This is a genomic window from Alteromonas sp. HB246098 (assembly GCF_054890645.1).
The window spans coordinates 145,004-170,556 of the sequence record NZ_JBTZUG010000008.1 but is presented as its reverse complement, the minus strand read 5'-3'; the positions used below and the strand labels follow the sequence as shown (position 1 = coordinate 170,556).

The window sequence follows — 25,553 nt, the reverse complement described above, 5'->3', positions numbered from 1 at the left end:
GCGAAAGGTGCGCATCTTTGTAGACTAAAGAAAAATGTTATATTTCCATCCGTGATGCTAAAGTTCAGCGGTTAACAATGTGTATATCGTTGGGCGCAAAGTGGCGAAATGAAACAGTGACTATTGGTGGAAAAGTTTATTGGAGCGTAGTGTGGTAGTTACAGGAGCATTATCTAACGAACTCGAAAGAGTATCTGTTCTCAAAAGATTAGCGCTACTAGATACGCCCGATGAAGCGCGTTTTGACCGGATTACGGGTTTAGCAAGCAGTGTGCTTAATTGCCGATTCGCGACGATCACGTTAATTGATAGCAATAGACAGTGGTTTAAATCTTCAGTCAATCTTGAGATTAAAGAGTCTGCTCGCGATATCGCCTTTTGCAGCCACACCATTTGTGAAACGGACCCATTAATTGTTCCTGACACCCAAAAAGATGCGCGCTTCAAAGATAATCCGTTTGTTTTGGGCGAACCCCATATTCGCTTCTACGCAGGAATAAAGCTTGTTGTAGATGGCTGCGCTGTGGGTACTTTGTGTGTACTTGACACAGAGCCGCATGACTTTAACGAAAGCCAACTTTTTCAGCTTGAAAAGCTAGCTGAGCTGGCAAACGAAGAGATTTGTAGAGAAGAACACACAGAGCTGTCAAAACAGATTACTGAGTACCAAGACCAACTCGAGCAAACGCAAAAACTTACGCGGGTTAGAAGTACTATTCTTGAAAAAGTAGTAAATGCAGAATCTCTTCACAGTGTACTTTTTGATATTGTGAGTGCAATTGAAAGCGAGTACCCCAATAAACTCTGTAGTATTTTACTCGAACAAGACGGCAAACTTAGAAAAGGTGCTGCTCCATCTTTGCCTGAATTCTACAATGATGCTATTGACGGTTTGATAATTGGTGAAGGGGTAGGCTCCTGTGGTAATACAGCAGCCACCAATAGCCCTACCGTAGTTGAAGATATTAGTACGCACCCCTATTGGGCTGGCTTCCACGAATTAGCTGCAAAAGCGGGGGTGGCATCTTGCTGGTCTCAGCCAATTAGAGGCGCCAATGGAAATGTAATTGGGACCTTTGGTATATATCACAAATATAAAGCGATACCGACCTCTGAAGAAGTTATTCTGATAGAACAATTTGCACATATTGCGAGCATTGCTATTGAAAGAGATATAGCGAACGACCTTATCTGGAAACAAGCCAATTTTGATACGCTCACTGGCCTACCAAATAGAAACCTAATGCAGGATCATCTCGACTTAGCGATTAAGACTGCTAACAGGGAGAATGATAAGGTTGCGGTCCTTTTCCTGGATCTCGACAATTTTAAGGATATAAATGACACGCTCGGCCACGATGTAGGCGATGAACTTTTAAAAGAGTGTGCTAAGCGTTTAGAGCAAAGCGTACGCGCTAGTGATACTGTTGCTAGGCTGGGCGGGGATGAATTCGTCATCATTTTAAACAGCATCAATAGTTTAAGTTCAGTAGACGATATAATACAGAAACTGCTAGAAACGATAGCTGAACCTTTTTTAATCGATGTAGAGCAGGTGCATACCAGCGGTAGTTTAGGAGTAACCTTATATCCAGATGATGCTAATAACACTAAGGACTTGTTGAAGTACGCCGATCAAGCTATGTACAAAGCGAAAGCGTCGGGGAAAAATAGTTACAAATACTATACCTTAGACATGCATGAAGCGGCGGTAAAACGACTTTCTCTTTTAAATGATCTACGTTATGCCGTTAAAAACAATGAACTTTTCGTTGAATATCAGCCTATAACGACGCTCGGTAATGGTCAGATTTTAAAGGCGGAAGCCTTGCTTCGATGGCAGCATCCACAAAAAGGACGAATTCCGCCCGATGAATTTATTCCTTTAGCAGAAGAGTCGGGTTTAATTATCGAAATTAGCGACTGGGTTTTTGAAGAGGTGTGCAGGAATGTAAAGTATTGGCAGTTGCATTATTGCCGTGATCTTCAAATAAGTATAAATACATCACCTTGCCAATATTTTCATCAAGAGTCGAATATTACGAGCTGGCTTAACAGATTGCTTGAGATAAATGTTTCAGCGAGGTCTATTTTACTTGAGGTCACAGAAAACCTTTTAATGAAGGCTGACGAAGAGGTTTCTAAAAAGTTGTTTCAGTTTAGGCAAGCCGGTGTTGGTATAGCCCTTGATGATTTCGGTACGGGGTACTCTTCTATTTCTTATCTGAAAAAGTTTCCTACCGATTTTATAAAAATCGACAAAAGCTTTGTTAAAACCATGACAGACGTGAGTAACGATAAAGTATTGTGCGAAGCTATTATTATTATGGCTAAAAAGCTTGGAATTAAAGTAGTTGCAGAGGGCATTGAGACTCAAGAGCAGTTTGAGATCTTAAAAGCAATGAATTGTGACTATGGACAAGGGTATTACATAGCGAGGCCGATGGGGAAAGTCGATTTCGAATCCCTTTTAAAGGCAACTAGCACCGTGAGAAGTGCTAGTTGACATGGTTACGCTGCACATCAGTGCAATTAGCTCATAAAACTAGGATAGTGTAGCTAGGGCTTTGCCAGAGTACTGTTTTAGTTCATCTGTTCGGTTTTCTTTAATCTTATTAGCCCAGTTGGGGTCTTGTAATAATGCTCTTCCAACCGCGACTAAATCAAATTCACCGGCATCAAGTCGCTCAAGTAAGTCATCAACAGCACGGGTACTTGAGTCTTGGCCTTTAAATGCGCCGAAGAAGTCATCATTAAGGCCTACTGAACCAACTGTAATTGTGGGTTTTCCAGTAATCTTCTTAGTCCAGCCTGCAAGGTTTAGTTCGCTGCCTTCAAACTCACTTTCCCAGTAGCGGCGTTGAGAACAGTGAAAAATATCTACGCCAGCATCACTGAGAGGAAGTAGAAACTGCTCTAGTTCCTGAGGTGTGTGTGCTAAGCGAGCGGTGTAGTCTTGCTGTTTCCACTGAGAATAGCGCAGCACGATGGGGAAATCGGGACCAGTGGCAGCGCGAATGGCTTTAATTATTTCCACCGCAAACCGACCGCGGTTTTCCATACTACCGCCCCAGCTATCAGTACGCTGATTAGTGCCTTCCCAGAAGAATTGGTCGATGAGATAACCATGCGCACCGTGAATTTCTATCCCATCCATGCCGATAGCTTTGGCATCAGCTGCAGCTTGGGCAAATGCGGATATAACAGATTCAATGTGCTCGACTGTCATGGGTTCAGCACCCTGTTTACCAGGTTTGAATAGTCCCGATGGCCCAGCGCTTGGAAGCTCGGGGTAGGGGGCTTTTTCTGCAACGCGTGCCATACCCACGTGCCACAGTTGTGGCATGATTTTCCCGCCTTCGCTATGAACTTCATCAACCACATTTTTCCACCCGGCTAAGGCTTCGTCTCCGTGAAATTGAGGGATGTTGGCGTCCATTGTTGCAACTTTGTCGTCGACTGTGGTGCCCTCAGTAATGATAAGCCCAGTTCCACCTTGCGCACGTCGTTTGTAGTAAGCCGCTACATCAGACGTTGGAATCCCGTTTGGGGAAAACTGGCGAGTCATGGGCGCCATAACAATGCGGTTGGTTAGTGAGAGATTACCTTGTGAATAAGGCTTAAATAGTGCGTTAGCTGCCATGTTTTAATCCTGATCTTTTATTGCAATTAAGGCTGTGTGCATTTCACCCAGAAAATGAAACGTTATTATTCTTTAAAGAGCCTTAAGTAATTAATTGCATTAGTGATTTTACTTTGTAAAGCCTTGCAGGATTCACATAATCACTAATGGGCTAAAGAGGCTGTAGTCGATACCAGATACTACTGGTGAGTAGGGGCAAGTCAATTTTCAAATGTTGATAGTAAGCCATAAGTAAAAGTGAGCTAAGAGCTCTATGATGAGAGCCCTTATTCAGATATCCGTAGGGTTAATCTAAAATCTCAACGATTTCTCTTGTAGCTTGAATAAGGCGTACAACTTTATTTTCTATACGAACAGTGATCAACCCGTCATCTCCCAATGGCACAACGACGCGAGCATGGTCATAAATATCATGGTCAAGGCGCTTTCCAACAGTTAGCTTTTTTTCCCAACCTGGCGGTAATTCTCCCGTCCGTTCGTATTTTTTCTCGATGCCCGGTGGAAGTGATTTATCTTTATGTGGGTTGTTAGGGCCAGCATAAGCCGTTGAACTAGCGAGTATAACTGCGGCTGAGATACCTATAATGGATAAAATTTTCATTGATAACCTCTCAAATCACTAATAAGCGCTACATAATCTTGAGAAGATTATTCAAGAAATTAACGCAAACTTTGGGGTTAGCGCTTGTAGTGCAAGAGCAATTACGCTCTGCGTTTAAAGCAATTATCTTTAGCAAAATGGAAACTAATGATAGCGTCGTGTCGTTTCTTCGCAAAAAATTAGCTCCTCGTTAGAAGTATACGTGTTGCGAAAACCATACCAAGCTGAAATCTAGCTCTACGAAATTATCAGAAAAATAAGGGTATAGGTATGTTAGCGTTTACGTGTCTACCAAAGGCAAAGGGTATAAAGTCTATCACTTGACATAAGATAAAAGCGTGGCACTTTAAACGTTACAAAGGAGGAATAAAAAATGAGTGAGATTGCATTTACGCGTGAAGAAAAAGACGCGTTAGTCGCTAAACTGCAACGATATTTTGATGATGAGTTACACGTGGACCTTGGTCAATTTGACGGAGAGTTTCTTCTCGACTTCCTTATTAAGGAAATGGGCGCATCTTTTTATAACAAAGGTGTTAACGACGCGAGGGCCGTTGTTGCATCGCGACTACAGGTTATTGATGAAGAGCTGTACGCCATCGAGAAAGTGCTTTAATACGAAATAGCGACGCTATGTGTTTTTTCCGCTCGTAATGATAAAAACAAAAAGCCATGGGAATATCCGACCAGAGTTATGCAGACTTTTAAATCAACATGCTAACAATCTAAAGCGGCACTTTTATTTTTAACGGGCACTTAGCTACGCAGCAACATGGAAGAATTTCATCGTCGTCAATAAAGGCGAGTGGGTCAGTAGTGTATTCAACTTCGCCTTCAATAAGCTTTGTACGGCACGCACCGCAAAACCCTTCGCGACAGTGGTAGTGAATATTGACGCCTGCTGATTCAAGGGCGGTTAAGATAGTGATATCAGAGGGGGCAATAATCGCCCCCACATCGACAACGTCGATGCGGAGTGATTTATCGTTACTGCTCATTAAGCTCTGGGTTTACAGCTCAAAATCAGCAAAATCGTCTTCGCTCACAGCAGAATCTATCTGCCCAACAAGATAAGAACTTATTTCAGATTCTTGTGGCGCCACTTGCACATTGTCTGAATTTAAGTAGTTGTTCATCCATGGAAGTGGGTTACTGCTTATCTCGAATGGCGTATCTAGACCAATCGCTGACATACGTTGATTCGCAATGTACTCAACGTATTGGCAAAGAATTTCTTTGTTTAAACCAATCATAGAGCCGTTTTGGAACAGGTAATCAGCCCATTGCTTTTCTTGCTCAACGGCGTTCATGAAGATCGCGCGGGCTTCGTCTTTGCATTCTTCCGCAATCTGCGCCATTTCAGGGTCATCTTTACCCTTAGCCCACAAGTTTAGAATGTGCTGTGTTGATGACAAATGCAGATTTTCATCTCGAGCAATCAACCGAATAATCTTAGAGTTACCTTCCATCAACTTACGTTCTGCAAAGGCAAACGTACAGGCAAAAGATACATAAAAACGAATCGCTTCTAGTGCATTTACCGAGTTCATACACAGGTAAAGCTTCTTTTTAAGCTCGTACATGTTAACGGTGTATGCAGTGCCATTGACGGTATGAATACCTTCACCCTGAGTTTGCCAAAGCTGAGTCGCGAAAATAAGGTCGTCATAGTATTTAGAAATGTCAGCCGCACGGCGCTTAATTTCATCGTTTACAACGATATCTTCGAATATCTCGCTTGGATCAGAGAACAGATTGCGCAAAATGTGCGTGTATGAACGTGAGTGAATAGTCTCGAAGAAAGACCATGTTTCAACCCACGTCTCTAATTCCGGTAGCGAGATAATAGGCAAGAACGCAATGTTCGGGCTACGGCCTTGTACCGAATCTAACAGGGTTTGGTACTTAAGATTCGATATGAAGATATGCTTTTCTGGGTCGGTCAATTTTTGAAAATCGACACGATCACGAGAAACATCTACTTCTTCAGGGCGCCAAAAAAAGCTAATTTGCTTCTCAATAAGCTTTTCGAAGATGGCATGCTTTTGCTGATCATAGCGTGCAACGTTTACGGGGTTACCGAAAAACATCGGCTCGATCAATGGATTAGTACTTTGCTGATTAAACGTAGTGTATTTCATGATGGCCTAACTAAAAACTTAGTGATTAACGCGTATTATTGTTTGTGTTCTTGCTGCGAAACGTTAATGGCAGGCGAAACCTTAAAATCCTTTTACGAACCTGCCATTTTTGCAAAAGGGCGTGTACTAGATTTTACACGCACCGCCTGCACAATCATCATCTTCCTCTACTACGACTTCTTCTTGACGTGGCATAGGCTCGTTTGCTTTAGCGTCTAACGCCGAGGTGTCTGAAGCACCGTCACGAGTGTTATGATAATAAAGTGTCTTAACACCAAGCTTGTAAGTAGTAAGAAGGTCTTTAAGCAGAAGCTTCATTGGGACCTTGTTACCTTCATAACGGCTTGGGTCGTAATTAGTGTTTGCAGAGATAGTTTGGTCGATAAACTTCTGCATGATACCCACAAGTTGCAGGTAACCATCGTTAGAAGGGATATCCCAAAGTAACTCGTATTTATCTTTTAAAGTTTCGTATTCAGGTACAACTTGCTTAAGTACACCGTCTTTACTCGACTTAATGCTGATAAAACCACGTGGCGGCTCAATACCGTTGGTCGCATTAGAGATCTGAGAAGATGTCTCTGAAGGCATTAATGCAGACAGCGTAGAGTTGCGTAGTCCGTGTGTTTTAACTTCTTCACGTAATGCATCCCAGTCGTAATGAAGCGGTTCATTGCACACGCTATCAAGGTCTTTCTTGTAGCTGTCAATTGGCATGATGCCTTGCGAGTAGGTAGTTTCGTTAAACTTAGGACACGCACCTTTCTCTTTAGCCAGGTTGTTCGACGCTTTCAGTAGGTAGTACTGCATTGCTTCAAACGTGCGGTGGACTAAACCATTCGCACTATGGTCTGAATATTTAACGCCGTTCTTAGCAAGGTAATAAGCAAAGTTGATAACGCCCACGCCCAGAGTACGACGGCCCATAGTTGCGTTGTACGCAGCAGGAACAGGGTAGTCTTGGTAATCAAGTAGATTATCAAGAGCGCGTACTGCAAGGTCAGCAAGCTCTTCAAACTCATCAACTGACTCAATTGCACCTAAGTTAAATGCAGACAGCGTACAAAGGGCAATTTCACCATTTTCGTCGTTAACGTGTTGAAGTGGTTTAGTCGGTAGCGCAATCTCAAGACACAAGTTGCTTTGACGAACTGGCGCAACTTCTGGGTTGAATGGGCTATGCGTATTACAATGGTCAACGTTTTGAAGGTATATACGACCTGTGCTTGCGCGCTCTTGCATGAACAAGCTAAACAGTTCCATAGCTTTAATTTGCTTTTTACGGATGCTGTCGTCGTTTTCGTATTTAACGTATAGCTCTTCAAACTTGTCTTGATCGGCGAAGAACGCATCATAAAGACCTGGTACGTCAGATGGGCTAAACAATGAAATGTAGCCATCTTTCATCATGCGTTGATACATCAGTTTGTTGAACTGAACACCGTAGTCTAAGTGACGTACACGGTTTTCTTCTACACCACGGTTATTCTTGAGCACTAGTAGAGATTCTACTTCCATATGCCAGATAGGGTAGAACAACGTAGCCGCACCACCACGAACGCCACCTTGTGAACAGCTTTTTACTGCGGTCTGGAAGTATTTGTAGAACGGAATACAGCCAGTGTGGAATGCTTCACCACCGCGAATAGGGCTACCCAGTGCACGAATGCGCCCTGCGTTTACACCGATGCCCGCGCGTTGGCTTACGTATTTAACTATCGCGCTTGCCGTTGCGTTAATTGAGTCTAGGCTGTCGCCTGTTTCAATAAGTACGCACGAGCTGAATTGACGCGTAGGCGTTCGTACGCCGGCCATAATTGGGGTAGGTAGCGATAGCTTAAACGTTGATGCAGCATCATAGAAACGACGGATGTAATCCATACGCGTCGCTTTGTCGTAATTTGCGAAAAGACACGCTGCTACAAGAATATAAAGGAACTGTGCACTTTCATAAATTTCACCAGTAACACGGTTTTGAACTAAATACTTGCCTTCAAGTTGTTTAACCGCAGCATAGCTGAAGTTCATATCGCGCCAATGGTCAATATAGGTTTCCATCTCTGCGAATTCTTCAGGCGTGTAGTCTTCAAGTAAATGCTTGTCGTACTTTCCTAAATCTACCATTTTTCCAACGTGTTCAAGTAACGCTGGCGGCTCAAATTGTCCGTACGCTTTCTTACGAAGATGGAAGATAGCCAAGCGCGCTGCCAAGTACTGGTAGTCTGGCGCATCAGTAGAGATCAGGTCAGCCGCTGACTTAATCAGTGTTTCGTGGATCTCGCTGGTATTAATGCCGTCATAGAACTGAATTTGCGCTTTTATTTCAACTTGTGAAACAGAAACGTTGTTTAATCCTTTGGCTGCCCATGTAACGACTTTGTGGATTTTTTCTAAGTCGATGGACTCTTTTTCACCGTTTCGTTTGGTGACGAATAAGTTGTTGTTCATGTTACTGGCCGTTTGTCTGTTAGCGCTTGATGCGTGGGCTATCTATTGCCCATTTTCGTTTTAATTTTAAATGCGTATGTTGTTAATGTTGTTGGCTCACGCCAGTTAAAAACACACACAAAAAGCGGCCTAAACTAATACCAAGAAGTATTGTAGTAGAGACTGCTCATTAAATTCTTTACTGCTTTTTTATTTTCAGCGAGATTATTGTTTCAAACTATCAGTGGTGTCCCAGAGACAGTTTGTCATTAGTTGAGATCCCGAAAAATTATTGGTGGGATCCCGTGCTGAATTAAACACAAGATAGTGAGGTTTTGTCTTGATTGCAACCCAATATCTGGTGGTATTTCAAGCACTCAATCTGGCATGAAATTTATGTTAGTAACAACTAACTTTTTAGCGTTCTACAAGCGTAAAATATCTGGAATGCAAGCGTTTTAAACAAAATCTTAAGTATAAAAATTAATTTATTCTTAGAATTCAATTTTTATACAGACACGATATATGGTGTTTAAAATATCACCGCAGCCCAACATATAGTGTTAAATTAACTTTGCGCTACTGTATATAGTAAGTAGTTTACGTCTACGTTATTAGACGAAAGATAAAAGCCTTGAGAAATCGGGTCCATATGCAAACCTGTCATGTCGCGAGGAAGCAAACCTGCTTGATCCGTCATTGCCATAAGTTCTGAAGGCTTTATAAATTTACCGTGATCGTGCGTACCTTTAGGTACTAATTTCAGAATGTATTCTGCGCCGAGGATCCCCATCAGATATGACTTCAGGTTTCTGTTCAGTGTAGAGAAGAAAACGTGGCCGCCAGGTTTTACTAACTTTGCGCAGGCCATAACAACAGAGGCAGGGTCGGGCACGTGCTCTAACATCTCCATACAAGTTACTACATCGAACTGACCTGCGTTTGCGTCAGCAAATGCTTCAGCCGTTGAGCAGACGTAGTCAACTTTAACCCCAGACTCTAAACCGTGAAGTTTGGCCACTTCTAACGACGCTTCAGCCATATCTAAACCTGTTACTATTGCACCAGCACGGGCCATAGATTCAGCGAGAATGCCGCCACCACAACCTATGTCCACGACTTTCTTATCAAATAACCCTTGGCTATGTTGATTAATGAAGTCTAGGCGGAGTGGGTTAATAAGGTGTAGTGGCTTGAATTCGCCTTCTGGATCCCACCAGCGAGACGCAAGTTCAGAGAATTTATTGATTTCTTGTTGATCGACGTTCGTCATTAGTAAAACAATCCTTAACCTATCTCTTTTTAAGATATCGTAAATTCGGGTTATGTTTCACTGTTTTTAAACAGAAATAGCTAAATTATACGAAGGGATGAGCGAAAAATAATCGCTTGCCTTTTAGTTGATTAATAAGCGTAATTAAGCGCTACATAATTCTGTCATCAAGTGGTACACTCGAAGCACGATTATGACCCACATAATAACAACAGTGCGCTCCCAAGCCTTGCTTTCACAATGATGTGAAGTAAAGCGCTGGATAACGCAGAACAAACCAAAATAAAGGGATTAAGCAGTTTATGTCTGATAACGCTAAAGAAATCCTCCCCGTTAATATTGAGGAAGAGTTAAAGAACTCCTACCTTGATTACGCGATGAGCGTTATTGTCGGGCGAGCCTTGCCTGACGTAAGAGATGGCTTGAAGCCAGTGCACCGTCGTGTGCTGTTCGCAATGAACGAACTGAAAAACGACTTTAACAAGCCATACAAAAAATCTGCCCGTGTGGTAGGTGACGTAATTGGTAAATATCACCCTCACGGTGACTCTGCGGTTTACGACACTATCGTTCGTATGGCCCAACCGTTTTCACTGCGCTACATGTTGGTTGACGGTCAAGGTAACTTTGGTTCTGTAGACGGCGACTCTGCCGCTGCGATGCGTTATACCGAAGTTCGCATGGCGAAAATTGCGCACGAATTACTTGCCGATTTAGATAAAGAAACCGTCGATTTTGTACCTAACTATGACGGTACTGAATTCATCCCTGAAGTATTACCAACTAAGGTACCTAACCTTTTAGTTAACGGTTCATCAGGTATCGCAGTTGGTATGGCGACAAACATACCGCCGCATAACCTGACTGAAGTGATCAACGGCTGTGTTGCCTTAATTCAAGACCCATCAATTACCATTGATGATTTGATGACGCATATTCCTGGTCCTGATTTCCCAACGGCAGCGATGATCAGCGGTCGTAAAGGTATCGAAGATGCTTACCGCACCGGTCGCGGTAAAATCTATCTTCGTGCTAAAGCGGAAATTGAAACAGACAACAACGGTAAAGAAACCATTGTTGTTAACGAGATTCCTTACCAAGTTAACAAAGCACGTCTTATTGAAAAGATCGCTGAACTGGTAAAAGAGAAGCGTATTGAAGGTGTTTCGGCACTGCGTGATGAGTCTGATAAAGACGGCATGCGCATTGTTATTGAAGTTAAACGTAACGAATCTGCCGAAGTTCTGCTTAACCATTTATATGCGAATACCCAGCTTCAAACGGTATTCGGTATCAATATGGTTGCGCTAGACAATGGTCAGCCTAAAGTATTTAACCTTAAAGAAACGCTTGAAGCCTTTATTCTTCACCGCCGTGAAGTGGTAACACGCCGTACTGTATTTGAATTACGCAAAGCCCGTGATCGTGCCCACATCCTTGAAGGTTTGGCAATTGCGCTTGCTAATATCGACCCAATTATTGAGTTGATAAAAGCATCGCAGAGCCCTGCAGATGCGAAGAAATCGCTTGTTGCACAAGGTTGGGACTTAGGCGACGTAGCGCAAATGCTTGAGCGCGCAGGCGATGACGCAGCGCGTCCAGACTGGCTAATGCCGGAATTTGGTATCCGCGACGGCAAGTACTACCTAACGGAACAGCAGGCGCAAGCAATTCTTGACCTACGCTTACACAAGCTAACGGGTCTTGAGCACGAGAAGATCCTTGAAGAATACAAGCAACTTCTAGAGCTAATCGCAGAACTTCTTCACATCCTTAATAGCCCAGAGCGTTTGATGGAAGTGATTCAAGAAGAACTTGAAAAAGTTCGCGATGAGTTTGGTGACGAGCGTCGTACTGAAATTACCGCTGCAAGCCACGATATAGATATTGAAGATCTAATCGAGCAAGAAGACGTTGTTGTAACGCTTTCTCGCGAAGGTTATGTGAAGTACCAGAAGCTTACAGACTACGAAGCACAACGTCGTGGCGGTCGTGGTAAGTCTGCAACTAAGATGAAAGATGAAGACTTCATCGAAAAGCTTCTTGTTGCGAATACACACGATCACATATTGTGCTTCTCAACCCGTGGCCGCTTATACTGGTTGAAAGTGTATCAATTGCCGTTCGCTAGCCGAAATGCGCGCGGACGCCCAATTGTTAACATTCTACCGCTTGAAGAAAACGAACGTATTACTGCTATTCTTCCTATTAAAGAATTTGAAGAAGGCAAGTTTGTACTTATGGCAACGGCAAACGGTACAGTTAAAAAGACTGACCTAAGCCTATACTCTCGCCCTCGTTCAAGCGGTATTATCGCTGTTAACCTAAATGAAGGTGATGAGCTAATTGGTGTTGATATTACCCACGGTGATGACGACATCATGTTGTTCTCTGACGCGGGTAAAGTAGTTCGTTTTAACGAGAAGCTTCGCGACAGCGAAACCGGTGAAGTTAAGCGTGACCCAGAGACGGGTGAAGAGCTTCTGGCACTTCGTCCAATGGGAAGAACGGCAACAGGTGTTCGCGGTATTCGTCTTCAAGATGGACAAAAAGTGGTATCACTTATTGTTCCTAAAGGCGACGGCCCAATCCTGACAGCAACAGAGAATGGTTTCGGTAAGCGTACTCCGCTTGAAGATTACCCTGCGAAGAGCCGTGCGACACAAGGTGTTGTATCAATTAAGGTGTCCGAGCGTAACGGTAAAGTGGTTGGCGCGGTTCAAGTAGACGAAACCAATGAAATTATGCTTATTAGTGACCAAGGCACATTGGTTCGTACCCGTGTAGGCGAAGTGTCAGTAGTAGGCCGTAACACACAGGGCGTTCGCTTGATACGTACAGTAGAAGGTGAGCACGTTGTAGGGTTACAGCGTATTGAAGAAGTGGAAGAGTTACAAGAATTCGACGAAGACGGTAACCTAATCATTTCAGACGATGCGCCAGAACAAGCAGAAACTGCTGTTCAAGAGCAAGAGAACACCGCAGAAGACGGTGACGGCTCAACGACAGAAGAGTAGGGATAGGGCGCAGGTATTCATACTTGCGCATTATCAGTGTTCTTTCAAACAAGCGGCTTTTGCCGCTTGTTTACCTAATAGGCCCGCAAAATGTTTGTAATAAAGCGGGTTGAACGGTACTTATCTACAGGTGTTGAAAAACGCAATGAAAGAGGTTTTTAACTTTAGTGCTGGGCCGGCCATGCTTCCTAAAGAAGTGATGGAAAAGGCACAATCAGAATTTACAAATTGGCGCGATTTAGGCTGTTCTGTAATGGAAGTGAGCCATCGTGGTAAAGACTTCATTGAGATAGCCGCAAAAGCAGAGCAGGATTTGCGTGACTTGCTATCTGTGCCGTCTAACTACCATGTGCTTTTCACACATGGTGGTGGACGCGGTCAATTTGCTGCTGTTCCCCTCAATTTATCATCCGCTGGTGATACCAGCCTTCACTTAGTGAGCGGCTCTTGGTCAAAAGGCGCGGTGAGTGAAGCGAATAAATACAATAATGCGGTAGTTGTGGGCGACGTTACAGAAAAAGACGGGCTTCACTATATCGCTAAGCCTGATGTTAGCGATATCGATCAGTCTGCGGCCTACTATCATTTTTGTCCAAACGAAACGGTAGATGGCATTGCTTATGAATGGCTGCCCGAATCTGGTAATGTGCCACTGGTTTCTGACATGTCCTCGACGATATTGTCACAACCGCTAGACGTGGCAAAACACGGTGTTATATACGCCGGCGCACAAAAGAATATCGGGCCAAGCGGTTTGTCTGTGGTCATTGTTCGCGAAGACCTCGTTGGTAAAGCGCGTAAAGAAACGCCCTCTATTTTCGACTACGCATTAGCGGCAAAATCAGACTCTATGTACAACACACCGCCTACTTTCTCATGGTATTTAGCTGGGCTTGTATTTGAGTGGCTTAAAGACATGGGCGGCGTTGATGCTATGGCGAAGCGCAATGCAGAGAAGTCTGCACTTTTGTATTCTGCCATTGATAGTTCTGATTTCTATTCAAGTAAAGTTCATCCTGACAACCGTTCTAAAATGAACGTGCCGTTTCATTTGGCTAATCCTGATTTAGATAAGCTATTCCTTGAGCAATCGCAAGATGCAGGTTTGCTTGCATTGAAAGGACACCGTTCGGTAGGGGGCATGCGTGCCAGTATTTATAATGCAATGCCGGTAGAGGGCATTGTTGCGCTAGTTGAATTTATGCGCGAATTTGAAAGAGTGAATGGATAAAATGGAGCAGTTAACATTAGACCCGATTGCAAAAGTATCGGGAGAGGTCAATGTACCTGGCTCAAAAAGTCTGTCTAATCGCGCACTGTTGCTTGCTGCGTTAGCACAAGGCGAAACTGAACTAACGAACTTGCTTGATAGCGAAGATATAGAGCATATGCTCAATGCACTAACAAAGTTAGGTGTTAGCTATCGCTTAAGCGAAGATAAAACTCAATGCGTTGTGCAAGGCAATGGTGGCGCATTTGAGGTGGCTGAACCACTTGAGCTTTTCTTAGGTAATGCAGGTACAGCAATGCGTCCTTTATGCGCAGCACTTGCCGCGAGTAACGTGGATACCGTGTTAACGGGTGAACCGCGAATGGAAGAGCGCCCAATAGGCGATTTAGTTGATGCGCTACGCGAAGCAGATGCTGACGTCACCTACCTTAAAAATGAAGGCTACCCTCCGCTTCAAATTAAAGGTAAGACATTAAACGGTGGCGAAATGTCGGTTGATGGCAGCGTGTCTAGTCAATTTCTAACCGCGCTTTTAATGGCTGCGCCATTATTTTCAGGTGATGTGACTATTCGTATAAAAGGTGAGTTGGTCTCTAAACCCTATATCGATATCACGTTAGATACCATGGAAAAGTTTGGCGTTACTGTAGAAAACGACAACTACCAGACGTTTACGGTTTCTGGCAACGCCAAGTACGTTGCGCCAGGTAAATTTATGGTAGAAGGCGATGCTTCTTCGGCATCTTACTTCCTTGCAGCCGGCGCCATTAAAGGCGGAACGGTACGCGTAACCGGAATTGGGCAGAAAAGTATTCAAGGCGACATCCGCTTTGCTGACGTGCTAGAAGCTATGGGTGCAAAGGTAGTATGGAATGATGAGTTTGTTGAAATAACCGGTGCGCCACTTAAAGGCGTAAACATGGATATGAACCATATTCCGGATGCTGCCATGACCATTGCTACTACAGCGCTGTTTGCTGAAGGTCCAACGACCATGACTAACATCTATAACTGGCGTGTTAAAGAAACAGACCGACTTGCGGCTATGGCGGCCGAGCTTCAAAAGCTAGGTGCGAAAGTAGAAGAAGGGCACGACTACATAAAAGTGTGGCCAACTGATTCACTAAAACATGCTGAAATAGATACGTATAACGACCACCGTATTGCAATGTGCTTTTCTCTAGTTGCATTAAGCGATACTCCGGTAACAATTAACGACCCAGGTTGTACACGTAAAACCTTCCCCGACTATTTTACCCGCTTTAAAACTTTATATAGCGCGTAAAAGCCTTGTATAAATAAGTCACAGGTTAATAAAGGGCTACGTAGGTTAACTCTTTAGTTGCTTCGTTGATCTGAATCAGATTTATCCTAATGTACAATGCCGTCACTAAGAGGCGGCATTGCTTATCTCTCACTAAAGCGTATAATTGCGCGCGATTTTTAGTAATTTAAACGATGGAGCAGGTATGCATTCCACACCCGTAGTCACGGTTGACGGTCCTAGTGGTGCAGGCAAAGGTACATTAAGTAGCTTGCTGGCAAAAAAATTAGGGTGGCACTTTCTAGATAGCGGTGCAATTTACCGCGTATTAGCAGTTGCTGCACTTCACCACGACCTTCCGTGTGATGATGAAGAATGTGTTGTTCCTCTAGCAACCGGTCTTGATGTTAGTTTCGAGACGAATGGCGATACCACTCGCATTATCTTAGAAGGCGAAGACGTTACTGACGATATTCGCACTGAAGAAGTTGGCGCTGTGGCATCAAAAGTTGCAGCATTACCTCGTGTTCGCGAAGCGTTACTTCGCAGACAGCGCGCTTTCCAACAAGATCCAGGTCTTGTTGCCGATGGTCGCGACATGGGTACCGTGGTATTTCCTGATGCGCCTGTAAAGATTTTCCTTACAGCTAGCGCAGAGGCCCGCGCTGAACGCCGCTATAGCCAGTTGAAAGCAAAGGGCATGGATGTTAATATTGCGCGCCTTTTAACCGATATCAAGGCAAGAGACGAGCGCGATACACAACGTGCGGTGGCTCCTTTGGTACCGGCACAAGATGCAGTAATTATAGATTCAACGGACTTGGATATTGACCAAGTCTTTGAAAAAGCGATGGATATTATTTCCTCACGCCTTTAATGACGAGAGCTGATCGCATCCAAAGCAGTGTTGCTACAGGAAGTGGCGACTAAATTTAATAACCCCGCGTTATCCGGATAAGAAGCGTGGATATCAACTTAAAAGTTATTTGAGACTTATGACTGAAAATTTTGCACAACTTTTTGAAGAGAGCTTACAAGAACTAGAAACACGTCCTGGTTCAATTGTAAAAGGTACTGTTGTTTCTATCGACAAAGACATCGTTCTTGTTGATGCAGGCTTGAAATCAGAAAGTGCTATCCCAGCTGACCAATTTAAAAATGCTGAAGGCGAACTAGAAATCGCTATCGGTGACCAAGTAGACGTTGCACTAGATGCAGTTGAAGATGGTTTCGGTGAAACTATCCTTTCTCGTGAAAAAGCGAAGCGTCACGAAGCTTGGGTTGAGCTGGAAAAAGCTTACGAAGATAAAGCTACAATTAAAGGCGTTATCAACGGTAAAGTTAAAGGCGGTTTCACTGTTGAAGTTAACAGTGTACGCGCGTTCCTTCCTGGTTCTCTTGTTGACGTACGTCCAGTACGTGACACTACACACCTTGAAGGCAAAGAGCTTGAGTTTAAAGTAATCAAGCTAGACGCTAAGCGTAACAACGTTGTTGTTTCTCGTCGTGCAGTTATCGAAGCAGAAAGCAGCGCAGAGCGCGAAACGCTTCTTGCTAACCTTGAAGAAGGTCACGAAATCAAGGGTATCGTTAAGAACCTTACCGATTACGGTGCGTTCGTTGACCTTGGTGGCGTAGACGGTCTTCTACACATCACTGATATGGCTTGGAAGCGCGTTAAGCACCCAAGTGAAATCGTGAATGTTGGTGACGAAATCAACGTTAAAGTACTTAAGTTCGACAAAGAGAAGCAGCGCGTTTCTCTTGGTATGAAGCAAATGGGCAACGATCCATGGCAAGAAATTGCGTCTCGTTACCCAGAAGGTACTAAGATCACAGGTCAGGTTACTAACCTTACTGACTACGGCTGCTTCGTTGAAATTGAAGACGGCGTTGAAGGTCTTGTACACGTTTCTGAAATGGACTGGACTAACAAGAACATCCACCCATCTAAAGTTGTTAACCTAGGTGACACCGTAGATGTAATGGTTCTTGAAATTGACGAAGAGCGTCGTCGTATTTCTCTAGGTCTTAAGCAGTGCATTGCTAACCCTTGGGAAACATTTGCTGAGTCACACGAAAAAGGTGACAAAGTTTCTGGTAAGATCAAGTCAATCACTGACTTTGGTATCTTCATCGGTCTTGACGGCGGCATCGACGGTCTAGTTCACCTTTCTGACATCAGCTGGAACAAGTCTGGTGAAGACGCGGTTCGCGACTACAAGAAAGGCGACGAAATCTCTGCTGTTGTACTACAAGTCGACCCAGAGCGTGAGCGTATTTCTCTTGGCGTTAAGCAAATCGAAGAAGATCCTTTCAACAAGTATCTGACAGATAACAAAAAAGGTGCTATCGTTACTGGTACAGTAACAGCAGTTGATGCGAAAGGCGTTACTGTAAACCTAGCTGAAGAAGTTGACGGCTACATCCGCGTTGCAGATCTTGCTGTAGAGCGTGTTGAAGACGCAACTGAAGTAGCAAGCGTTGGTGATAGCATCGAAGCGAAGTTCATGGGCGTTGACCGTAAGAACCGCACTGTTAACCTATCTGTTAAAGCGAAAGATCAGGCTGACGAAAAAGAAGCTATCGATAAAGTTAACCAGCAAGAAGATGTTGGTTTCGCTAACGCGATGGCAGAAGCATTTAAAGCTGCTAAAGGCGAATAATGCTTTTGTGGGTGTGCATTTGCACACCCAATTCGCGATAGCTGTTTAAACAATAATATTGACAATGAGGTTAAACATGACCAAGTCTGAATTAATTGAACGGCTCGCGGATCAAGCGCGTCATATTCCGGCGAAAGAACTCGAACTGGCAATTAAAGAGCTTCTAGAGCAAATGGCGCAAACCCTTCAGAAGGGCGAGCGTATTGAAATCAGAGGCTTTGGCAGTTTCTCTCTTCACTATCGCGCTCCACGCGTAGGTAGAAACCCTAAAACGGGTGAAACAGTGAAACTAGACGGTAAATATGTGCCGCACTTTAAGCCTGGTAAAGAGCTTCGCGAAAGGGTAGACGCCTCAATCGCATAATGCATTTTAAAAGCCGCTGTAAAGCGGCTTTTTTGTGCCTGTCGATTAACCTTGGTCACGACTTCACTATTTTTGCTCTACCTCCCATCTCTAAATCACGAATATCCCAATATACATTCGTTTAAATTTTTATACCTATTGACCCCGGCTAAAGTAGGGTTATATATTATTCAAATAATAATAAACGGTATACATAGAAGTAATGTCAGCCGGCGATGAACAAGCAATAATAAAACAGTACCAGCCGCTCATTCGCGCGTTAATTCCATACGAACAACAAAATAGATTGTTGGAAGGAATTAATAAGTTTTCGAAGCGTCTGCCTAGTAGTGTCCGAAAGGTCGTGAAAGAAGAGGTGGTACGATTAACATCACTGACTGATGCACCTGCCGACAATTCTGCTTTTGCTCAGTTTCCAGTCATGAAATTTAAGCACTTCGGTGTGCAAATGCGTCTTGATAAGGTAGGGGCGCAAATCCTTAAAAACGAAACGTCACTCTATCAAGACAGGTATACTGTAGGTGTGTTTGAGTCAGTAATGAACTCAGACTTCTACCAAAACCAAATAAAAAAAGAACAGTTTAAAAAAATTGTTGACGCGTTTAATGTCGAGAGTCAGTCATTTACCGATATCGACTTTGGCGATGACATTGCCATTCGCCCAAACTTTACTTTGTCTTCACCTGAATTTGAGAAAGGTCGCCATTGCTCCATAAGCTCTATGTCGCATCGAGGTATTGCTCTGGAGACAAAAAGGCCCCCCAATGCATCCACTGGCGATATTATTACTTTCACTATCCCAGAAGTTAAAGGCCTGACTAAAGAACCCACTGAAATTACGCTCGAATTAGAGTCTGTTAAATACAACAAGCATTTGGGAAAATACGAAACGACCTTTAACTTTATAGACGACGTCGATAAGAGCTTTCTTGCAACACTAAAACGCTATGTAGCAGTAACTTCATACAAGCAACCGCTACAACGTGACCTAGAAATAGAGCGTGCTATGCAAGAGCTCGAGCGTGACCGTATTCTAGAAAATAGCCCGTGGCTCCCTGTTTTTCTTGCACCTGAAAAGCAATCGCTCAAACCTATAATTGCACTTTTTACTAAGGCAAATGTTGAACACAATGATGCAGAAAAACTACTGGCAAGTTTGCAAGATAAGCCTATTTTCGCCACGTTAGTTGATGAACTGCGTAAGTACAACGAAGCTTATGTATTTCATGGCAATATTAAAACCAAAAATGGTAACGTACAGATAACCGCTACGCACAGGCAGCTACTTGAACTTAAGCAACTTAATGCACTTGTATACTTGCTTGCAAAAAGTGAAGACTTTATATGTACCCACTGTCGCTTAGATAGTGTAACTCGTGAAGATAAGCAAAAGGCCTTTGCTATTCACGATATTGCCAGTAAGGATTTTGAGCAGCTTGCTCAGGTTTCCCACGTTTTATACTGCAAAGATGTCTCCGCCTACCTCACAAATTTAACGCTTTCTGCAAAATGTGACTTTAAGCCTTTGTCGAAAACGTTGAAAGCCAGCGGTAATAATTGGCGCATAGATTATGTCATGGAAGAAGACTTAGATAGACGGAGCGAAACCCGCTACGTTATAGACAAACCAGCTTCCATTAAAGTAGGCCTGCTTACGTCTCTTGACGCGCGAGTGGCCGATTTAAGCGCCAGCGGTATGAAATTGACGGTAGCACCACACAGCGACCTTCAAAAAGAAATTCGGGTTTCTGTACCGGAACTGAAAATTAAAGGCGAAAAATATAAAGTTGTACACTACCAAGCTGAAACCGGCGTGGTCAGGCTGTGCCTTGTAGAAGACACACGTAAAGCTAAAGTGAGCTCTAACGTCGATCATATGGTTGAAGAGAATACCGCTTATTTCAAAGTAAGAGATATTGCGCGTATTCAACGTTCCACACATCGTTACATTTGGGAGCTTGCAGTAAGGCACATGCCTTCGTTATCGGTACTTTGCGTAATGAATAGGTTTACGCTCGATAGGCTAAAAACCGTTTATCAGAGCGACGCATCTGACGATCTATATCCTTTTTCTCGTACACAAAATATTATACCGCTTCATGGTTTCTTTGCAGACAAGGGCCAGGCAAAGCCTAAATCCCAAATATTAGAAGCCATGTTTAAAGAAACCTCTGAACAAGCATTAGTAGTCCATTGTGTGAGAAAGAGCGACAGCCGTTTAGTGTACATCAAAGAACGAGACTTCTTGTTCTCTAAACTTCGCACACAAATCAAAACTCAGTTGGATGAGGAAAAAATTCAGCTAAGTGCTACTGACGTTACCGCAGTACGCTGTCACGGAGCTATTACGCCGTTAACCAAAAAGCGACTAGCACAGCTTTCTAAGCTAGACAAAGCCATGTATGACAAGCTTGAAACCATGCAGGCGGGCTACACACACTGCATTTTTATAACAAATATGTCGGCACTTCATCATGACTTAGTGGTAGAAAACCTGATAGCAAAACCCCAGCGCCATGAACTCGACGGTGAAGGCGCGGCTTAAAATTTCCAATACGCTTTTTGTGTTATCTCTTTTCGCATTTTGCTATTCTTGTAAATAAATCAATAAAAAAGGGTTGAGTGTTGAAAGGGATCCTAACGTTTCTCATCATTTTGGTGCTTCTTGCCATCGCGTTTGTTATTGGCTCTCAAAATGAAGCGCAAGTAACAGTTAATTATTTAATTGCTCAGGCGAATTTGCGTTTATCAACGTTAATAGCGATAACGCTGTCTATAGGCGTGGGCATAGGAATATTAATAATGCTTATGAGCTGGCTTAAATTACGGGTTCAGTTGATGTCTGCTAAATCGAAAATACAGAGTTTGGAACAAGACCACTAATGCTCGAACTGCTGTTTCTACTTTTACCTGTTGCGGCAGGGTATGGTTGGATAATGGGGCGCAATAGTGTCCGTCAAGCGCAGCGAAAACAGTCAAGCATCCTATCTAAGCATTATTATAAAGGCCTGAACTTCCTTCTTTCAGACCAGCCGGATAAGGCCGTTGATACGTTAATCAAAATGATTAACGTGAATAGCGACACGGTTGAAACCCATATTGCAATGGGCAGTTTTTTCCGTCATCGCGGGGAAATAGACCGGGCTATTAAAGTTCATCAAAACTTGGTTAGTCGCGACGAACTACAACCAGCGCAAAGAGAAAATGCGCTTCGAGAACTCGGTCACGACTACACGCAAGCGGGCTTCTTAGAGCGCGCAGAAAACGCATTTCTTCAACTTTTAAACAGTGAAAAACATTACCTAGTTGCTCAGCAGCAGCTGTTTAGCATCTATCAAACCACGAAAGAATGGGAAAGAGCGATAGAATTAGCTGAGCGCATGGTGCAGTGTCATGGCGATAATGATGAACTGTGCGAACGCCTTGCCCACTTTTATTGTGAGCAAGCAGCCGTTGAGTTAAAGAACGAGAGTCAGGGAGCAGCGTTAACCCTGTTACAGAAAGCAGTTAATGCAGATGAGCATGCGGTTAGACCGTGGCTAATGTTAGGTGATATAGCGCTTAATCAAAAACGCTTCACTGACGCGAATGCCTATTTTACGCAAGTCGCAGAGCGCGATATTAATTGGTTCAGCGAAGCCGTACCAAGCCTTGAAAAAATTGCCGAAGAAACCGACGACTGGGATAGTTTCCAGAAAAACTTAGAAGCTCACTGGCAAGAGTGCGCTACATCTTACCTGGCCATGGTTGATGTTTTGATGAAACGCGGTGAAACAGCGCAAGCCGCAGAATACCTATTAGAACAGCTTCGAAAACGTCCAACCATGCGCGGCTTTAAAACCCTTATGGGGCTTTATATTGACCAGCTTTCAGATAAAACCACGGCTGATAGCTTACGTTTACTTAAAGAGTTAGTAGAAAAGCAAATGTTGCAGCGCCCTAAATATCGCTGTGGCAGCTGTGGCTTTTCTGGACGAAAATTATATTGGTTATGCCCTAGCTGTAAAAAGTGGGGCGTAGTAAAACCTATCAAAGGGCTAGACGGAGAATAAAAGAACATGCATGACCCACGCGTTATTGTTGCATTAGACTATGACAATAAAGACACTGCATTGGCGTTTGTTGACAAATTAGATTCAAGCTTGTGCAAGCTAAAAGTGGGCAAGGAGATGTTCACCTTATTCGGGCCGGAATTTGTAAAAGCGCTTATTGCCAAAGGTTTTGATGTTTTCCTAGATTTAAAATTCCACGATATTCCAAATACGGTTGCGAAAGCGTGCAAAGCAGCGGCGGAACTGGGTGTATGGATGGTAAACGTACATGCTTCGGGCGGCCTACCTATGATGCAAGCGGCGAAGGAAGCCATTGCAACAAGCAGTAATCCTAAAACTAAGCTTATTGCGGTTACCGTACTTACCAGCATGGACGAGGCACAGCTTGCAGATGTGGTAAGCGGTGTAACACCTGAACAACAAGTATTGCGCTTAGCAGCGCTAACAGAAAAAGCAGGGTTAGATGGCATCGTCTGTTCAGCGCAAGAAGCCAGTGCGTTGCGCGAAAAACACAGTGAGAACTTTTTGTTAGTTACGCCAGGTATTCGTCCAGTAGGCGCAGACGCCGGCGATCAAAAACGTGTAATGACCCCACCTGATGCAATGAAAGCGGGCGTGAGTTATTTGGTAATGGGGCGGCCTATCACCAAAGCAGATGACCCGATTGCTGTATTAAAAGCTGTAAACACTTCTATAAACGGTTAGCGCGACTTAAGAAACCTTTTGTATGCTTAGTTATTTGGCTTGATACAGGGTGAGTTACGCACTGAAAGCGCTACCAGGATAACTTGGAATCAAAGCGTTCAAGCAATAAAAGTTAAGTTTATCTCGTCACTAAGTGAACAGATACAAAAAAGCTCGGATGTGGTATTCACATACCGAGCTTTTTTTCTTATGCCATTATCTAAGGCTTTTTATTCACCAAAGCGCTCGAACGCTCTGGGAATAATCGAAAAATCTTATTCGCCTTTAAGCGCTACTTCAGCTGGCGTATAGGTTAAACCTAGTTCTTCACCTAGTGCATCAACAACCGCTTTATAGGTTACTTTACCTTCGTGAACGTTCAAGCCGTTTAGTAAGTGCTTGTCTTCTAACATAGCTTTGGCTGGGCCTTTATTTGCCAGAGCCAAACCAAATGGCAAGGTCGCATTGTTAAGCGCCATAGTAGAAGTACGTGCAACACCGCCTGGCATGTTAGCTACACAGTAGTGAACTACGTCATCAACAACGTAAACTGGGTCTTGGTGCGTAGTGGCTTTAGACGTTTCAAAACAGCCACCTTGGTCAATAGCAACATCTACAAGCACAGAGCCCGGCTTCATCGCTTTAATTTGTTCACGAGTAAGTAGTTTAGGTGCTGCTGCGCCAGGAATAAGTACTGCACCAACAACAAGGTCTGCTTCAGAAGAGTATTGCTCGATTGCATCAACGGTAGAGTAAACTGTTTTAACTTGGCCATTAAAGATATCATCAAGCTGGCGAAGACGCGGAAGTGAACGGTCTAAAATAGTTACATCAGCGCCAAGGCCAAGTGCCATTTTCGCTGCGTTAGTTCCTACGACACCACCACCAATTACCAGAACTTTGCCTGGTGCTACGCCAGGTACACCACCAAGAAGGGTGCCGCTGCCGCCATGCGCTTTTTCTAGATAATGCGCGCCCGCTTGCACTGACATCCGTCCCGCTACTTCACTCATTGGTGCAAGTAATGGAAGTCCACCACGGTCGTCAGTTACTGTTTCATAAGCAATGCAGGTAGCGCCTGACTCAACTAATAACTTAGTTTGAGTAGGATCTGGGGCTAAATGAAGGTAAGTATAAAGCGTTTGTCCCTTACGAAGCATTTTACATTCGTTTGGTTGAGGCTCTTTCACTTTTACAATCATTTCCGCTTCAGCAAACACTTGCTCAGCAGTAGGTGCAATCGCAGCACCAGCATCTACATACATTTCGTCAGTGAAACCGATAGCATCACCAGCATTAGTTTCAACAAGAACACTATGACCGTGAGTAACAAATTCTTTTACTGCTGCTGGCGTCAAGCCAACACGATATTCGTGGTTCTTAATTTCTTTTGGTACACCAACTAACATGTATCGTCCTCAATTTAATAACGAGCTTCTATGTGGCTCTGGTTGAACTTTGTTTCGTAGCAATCGGTCTTGAAAGCCCGTAAACATACTTAGCGAGTATACGCCATAAAAAAACGAACTATCTGCTGAATAATGGGCTTGTGTGGCATATAATTCTTTGAAAGATAACTTGTGAGGTATTTTATATGTTAGTGAAGACGCCTAAACACCTTGACCGAATAGACAGGAATATACTGGTGCAACTGCAGAAAAACGGGCGTATATCTAATGTCGAACTTGCTAAAGAAGTCGGCTTAAGCCCAAGCCCTTGCTTAGAGAGAGTCAAGAGATTAGAGGCTCAGGGCTATATAAAAGGCTACCACGCCTTAGTTGACCCAGAAAAGCTTGGCGCTGCTATGCTCGTGTTCGTTGAGATTACATTAACCAAAACATCGGTGGATATCTTTGCAGAATTTTCTGCTGCGGTAAAACTACATGACGATATTCAAGAGTGTCACTTGGTCTCTGGTGATTTCGACTTCTTATTAAAAGCGCGTGTTGCGGATATGGGCAGTTATAGAAAACTGTTGGGTGATACATTGTTGCGTTTACCGGGGGTAAGTGAGTCGCGGACATATGTTGTGATGGAAGAAGTAAAAAGCACATCATCATTACGCATTAATTTGAAGTAATGAAACCATGGCTCAATAGTGGGTTTTTATGGTAGGCTGTGCAAAAATACAGTGTTTGTGTGCAACGAAAGGATTGTTGCGGTTCACATACAATAGGGTAGGGGAGCATA

At 43.6% G+C, this 25,553-nt stretch carries 20 protein-coding genes; 13 read left to right on the top strand and 7 right to left on the bottom strand.

The window, feature by feature from the left end; genetic code table 11:
* Positions 1-151 precede the first annotated feature (151 nt).
* Positions 152-2,506 carry a sensor domain-containing phosphodiesterase gene (locus ACYTPF_RS16470; protein ID WP_461852970.1) on the top strand — a complete coding sequence of 785 codons (2,355 nt, stop codon included), beginning with the start codon at positions 152-154 and terminating at the stop codon, positions 2,504-2,506.
* 39 nt (positions 2,507-2,545) lie between these two features.
* Here the strand turns inward: ACYTPF_RS16470 and ACYTPF_RS16465 are convergent, their stop codons facing one another.
* Both ACYTPF_RS16465 and ACYTPF_RS16460 read right to left on the bottom strand, forming a co-directional pair.
* Positions 2,546-3,643: an NADH:flavin oxidoreductase gene (locus ACYTPF_RS16465; RefSeq protein ID WP_461852969.1), complete on the bottom strand. Its 1,098-nt coding sequence runs from the start codon at positions 3,641-3,643 to the stop codon at positions 2,546-2,548.
* 286 nt (positions 3,644-3,929) lie between these two features.
* On the bottom strand, positions 3,930-4,244 hold the full coding sequence (locus tag ACYTPF_RS16460) for a hypothetical protein (protein WP_461852968.1): 315 nt from the start codon (positions 4,242-4,244) through the stop codon (positions 3,930-3,932).
* Between the two features lie 373 nt (positions 4,245-4,617).
* On the opposite strand from ACYTPF_RS16460, the gene ACYTPF_RS16455 reads away from it, so the two are divergent.
* Entirely contained in the window at positions 4,618-4,860 is a 243-nt protein-coding gene (locus ACYTPF_RS16455) for a DUF2164 domain-containing protein (RefSeq protein ID WP_461852967.1), read from the top strand.
* Positions 4,861-4,969: 109 nt separating this feature from the next.
* On the opposite strand, the gene yfaE is transcribed toward ACYTPF_RS16455, so the two are convergent.
* From yfaE to ubiG, 4 genes are all read right to left on the bottom strand, one after another.
* Complete coding sequence (gene yfaE, locus ACYTPF_RS16450) at positions 4,970-5,242, bottom strand: class I ribonucleotide reductase maintenance protein YfaE (RefSeq protein ID WP_461852966.1); 273 nt, start codon at positions 5,240-5,242, stop codon at positions 4,970-4,972.
* 12 nt (positions 5,243-5,254) lie between these two features.
* Positions 5,255-6,385: a class Ia ribonucleoside-diphosphate reductase subunit beta gene (gene nrdB, locus ACYTPF_RS16445; protein WP_136781688.1), complete on the bottom strand. Its 1,131-nt coding sequence runs from the start codon at positions 6,383-6,385 to the stop codon at positions 5,255-5,257.
* A 126-nt stretch (positions 6,386-6,511) separates the two neighbouring features.
* A complete protein-coding gene (gene nrdA / locus ACYTPF_RS16440) occupies positions 6,512-8,833 on the bottom strand; it encodes a class 1a ribonucleoside-diphosphate reductase subunit alpha (protein ID WP_179983546.1) in 2,322 nt (773 codons plus the stop codon).
* A gap of 547 nt (positions 8,834-9,380) precedes the next feature.
* Positions 9,381-10,085 (bottom strand): bifunctional 2-polyprenyl-6-hydroxyphenol methylase/3-demethylubiquinol 3-O-methyltransferase UbiG, encoded by a 705-nt coding sequence (gene ubiG / locus ACYTPF_RS16435; protein ID WP_179983545.1) that lies wholly within the window; start codon positions 10,083-10,085, stop codon positions 9,381-9,383.
* A gap of 302 nt (positions 10,086-10,387) precedes the next feature.
* Here ubiG and gyrA point away from each other — a divergent pair, with 302 nt between their 5' ends.
* From gyrA to pyrF, 10 genes are all read left to right on the top strand, one after another.
* On the top strand, positions 10,388-13,102 hold the full coding sequence (gene gyrA / locus ACYTPF_RS16430; RefSeq protein ID WP_461852965.1) for a DNA topoisomerase (ATP-hydrolyzing) subunit A: 2,715 nt from the start codon (positions 10,388-10,390) through the stop codon (positions 13,100-13,102).
* A 145-nt stretch (positions 13,103-13,247) separates the two neighbouring features.
* Positions 13,248-14,333 (top strand): 3-phosphoserine/phosphohydroxythreonine transaminase, encoded by a 1,086-nt coding sequence (gene serC / locus ACYTPF_RS16425; RefSeq protein ID WP_461852964.1) that lies wholly within the window; start codon positions 13,248-13,250, stop codon positions 14,331-14,333.
* Between the two features lies 1 nt (position 14,334).
* Complete coding sequence (gene aroA / locus ACYTPF_RS16420; protein ID WP_461852963.1) at positions 14,335-15,618, top strand: 3-phosphoshikimate 1-carboxyvinyltransferase; 1,284 nt, start codon at positions 14,335-14,337, stop codon at positions 15,616-15,618.
* Between the two features lie 184 nt (positions 15,619-15,802).
* The gene (cmk, locus tag ACYTPF_RS16415; RefSeq protein ID WP_014976668.1) at positions 15,803-16,474 is read left to right on the top strand and encodes a (d)CMP kinase; all 672 of its coding nucleotides are present in this window, start codon (positions 15,803-15,805) and stop codon (positions 16,472-16,474) included.
* 118 nt (positions 16,475-16,592) lie between these two features.
* Entirely contained in the window at positions 16,593-18,263 is a 1,671-nt protein-coding gene (gene rpsA / locus ACYTPF_RS16410) for a 30S ribosomal protein S1 (protein WP_179983542.1), read from the top strand.
* Between the two features lie 76 nt (positions 18,264-18,339).
* The gene (gene ihfB / locus ACYTPF_RS16405) at positions 18,340-18,627 is read left to right on the top strand and encodes an integration host factor subunit beta (protein ID WP_014949641.1); all 288 of its coding nucleotides are present in this window, start codon (positions 18,340-18,342) and stop codon (positions 18,625-18,627) included.
* 202 nt (positions 18,628-18,829) lie between these two features.
* Complete coding sequence (locus ACYTPF_RS16400) at positions 18,830-21,172, top strand: PilZ domain-containing protein (RefSeq protein WP_461852962.1); 2,343 nt, start codon at positions 18,830-18,832, stop codon at positions 21,170-21,172.
* A gap of 80 nt (positions 21,173-21,252) precedes the next feature.
* Positions 21,253-21,510 (top strand): LapA family protein, encoded by a 258-nt coding sequence (locus tag ACYTPF_RS16395; RefSeq protein ID WP_179985207.1) that lies wholly within the window; start codon positions 21,253-21,255, stop codon positions 21,508-21,510.
* On the top strand, positions 21,510-22,679 hold the full coding sequence (gene lapB, locus ACYTPF_RS16390) for a lipopolysaccharide assembly protein LapB (protein ID WP_179983540.1): 1,170 nt from the start codon (positions 21,510-21,512) through the stop codon (positions 22,677-22,679). The genes ACYTPF_RS16395 and lapB overlap by 1 nt, the downstream gene beginning before the upstream one ends.
* 6 nt (positions 22,680-22,685) lie before the next feature.
* Positions 22,686-23,384: an orotidine-5'-phosphate decarboxylase gene (pyrF, locus tag ACYTPF_RS16385; RefSeq protein WP_461852961.1), complete on the top strand. Its 699-nt coding sequence runs from the start codon at positions 22,686-22,688 to the stop codon at positions 23,382-23,384.
* Positions 23,385-23,638: 254 nt separating this feature from the next.
* Here the strand turns inward: pyrF and ald are convergent, their stop codons facing one another.
* Positions 23,639-24,772, bottom strand: coding sequence for an alanine dehydrogenase (ald, locus tag ACYTPF_RS16380; protein WP_179983538.1), 1,134 nt, complete (start codon positions 24,770-24,772; stop codon positions 23,639-23,641).
* A 185-nt stretch (positions 24,773-24,957) separates the two neighbouring features.
* Between ald and lrp the strand changes: the two genes are divergently transcribed.
* On the top strand, positions 24,958-25,443 hold the full coding sequence (gene lrp, locus ACYTPF_RS16375) for a leucine-responsive transcriptional regulator Lrp (protein WP_179983537.1): 486 nt from the start codon (positions 24,958-24,960) through the stop codon (positions 25,441-25,443).
* Positions 25,444-25,553: the final 110 nt, after the last annotated feature.

Coding starts and splice junctions, on each gene's coding strand:
- ACYTPF_RS16455 (WP_461852967.1), top strand. CDS start 4,618: ATGAGTGAGATTGCATTTACGCGTGAAGAAAAAGACGCGTTAGTCGCT.
- nrdA (WP_179983546.1), bottom strand. CDS start 8,833: ATGAACAACAACTTATTCGTCACCAAACGAAACGGTGAAAAAGAGTCC.
- ald (WP_179983538.1), bottom strand. CDS start 24,772: ATGTTAGTTGGTGTACCAAAAGAAATTAAGAACCACGAATATCGTGTT.
- pyrF (WP_461852961.1), top strand. CDS start 22,686: ATGCATGACCCACGCGTTATTGTTGCATTAGACTATGACAATAAAGAC.
- aroA (WP_461852963.1), top strand. CDS start 14,335: ATGGAGCAGTTAACATTAGACCCGATTGCAAAAGTATCGGGAGAGGTC.
- ACYTPF_RS16400 (WP_461852962.1), top strand. CDS start 18,830: ATGTCAGCCGGCGATGAACAAGCAATAATAAAACAGTACCAGCCGCTC.
- rpsA (WP_179983542.1), top strand. CDS start 16,593: ATGACTGAAAATTTTGCACAACTTTTTGAAGAGAGCTTACAAGAACTA.
- lapB (WP_179983540.1), top strand. CDS start 21,510: ATGCTCGAACTGCTGTTTCTACTTTTACCTGTTGCGGCAGGGTATGGT.
- ubiG (WP_179983545.1), bottom strand. CDS start 10,085: ATGACGAACGTCGATCAACAAGAAATCAATAAATTCTCTGAACTTGCG.
- cmk (WP_014976668.1), top strand. CDS start 15,803: ATGCATTCCACACCCGTAGTCACGGTTGACGGTCCTAGTGGTGCAGGC.
- ACYTPF_RS16465 (WP_461852969.1), bottom strand. CDS start 3,643: ATGGCAGCTAACGCACTATTTAAGCCTTATTCACAAGGTAATCTCTCA.
- nrdB (WP_136781688.1), bottom strand. CDS start 6,385: ATGAAATACACTACGTTTAATCAGCAAAGTACTAATCCATTGATCGAG.
- gyrA (WP_461852965.1), top strand. CDS start 10,388: ATGTCTGATAACGCTAAAGAAATCCTCCCCGTTAATATTGAGGAAGAG.
- lrp (WP_179983537.1), top strand. CDS start 24,958: ATGTTAGTGAAGACGCCTAAACACCTTGACCGAATAGACAGGAATATA.
- yfaE (WP_461852966.1), bottom strand. CDS start 5,242: ATGAGCAGTAACGATAAATCACTCCGCATCGACGTTGTCGATGTGGGG.
- ihfB (WP_014949641.1), top strand. CDS start 18,340: ATGACCAAGTCTGAATTAATTGAACGGCTCGCGGATCAAGCGCGTCAT.
- serC (WP_461852964.1), top strand. CDS start 13,248: ATGAAAGAGGTTTTTAACTTTAGTGCTGGGCCGGCCATGCTTCCTAAA.
- ACYTPF_RS16460 (WP_461852968.1), bottom strand. CDS start 4,244: ATGAAAATTTTATCCATTATAGGTATCTCAGCCGCAGTTATACTCGCT.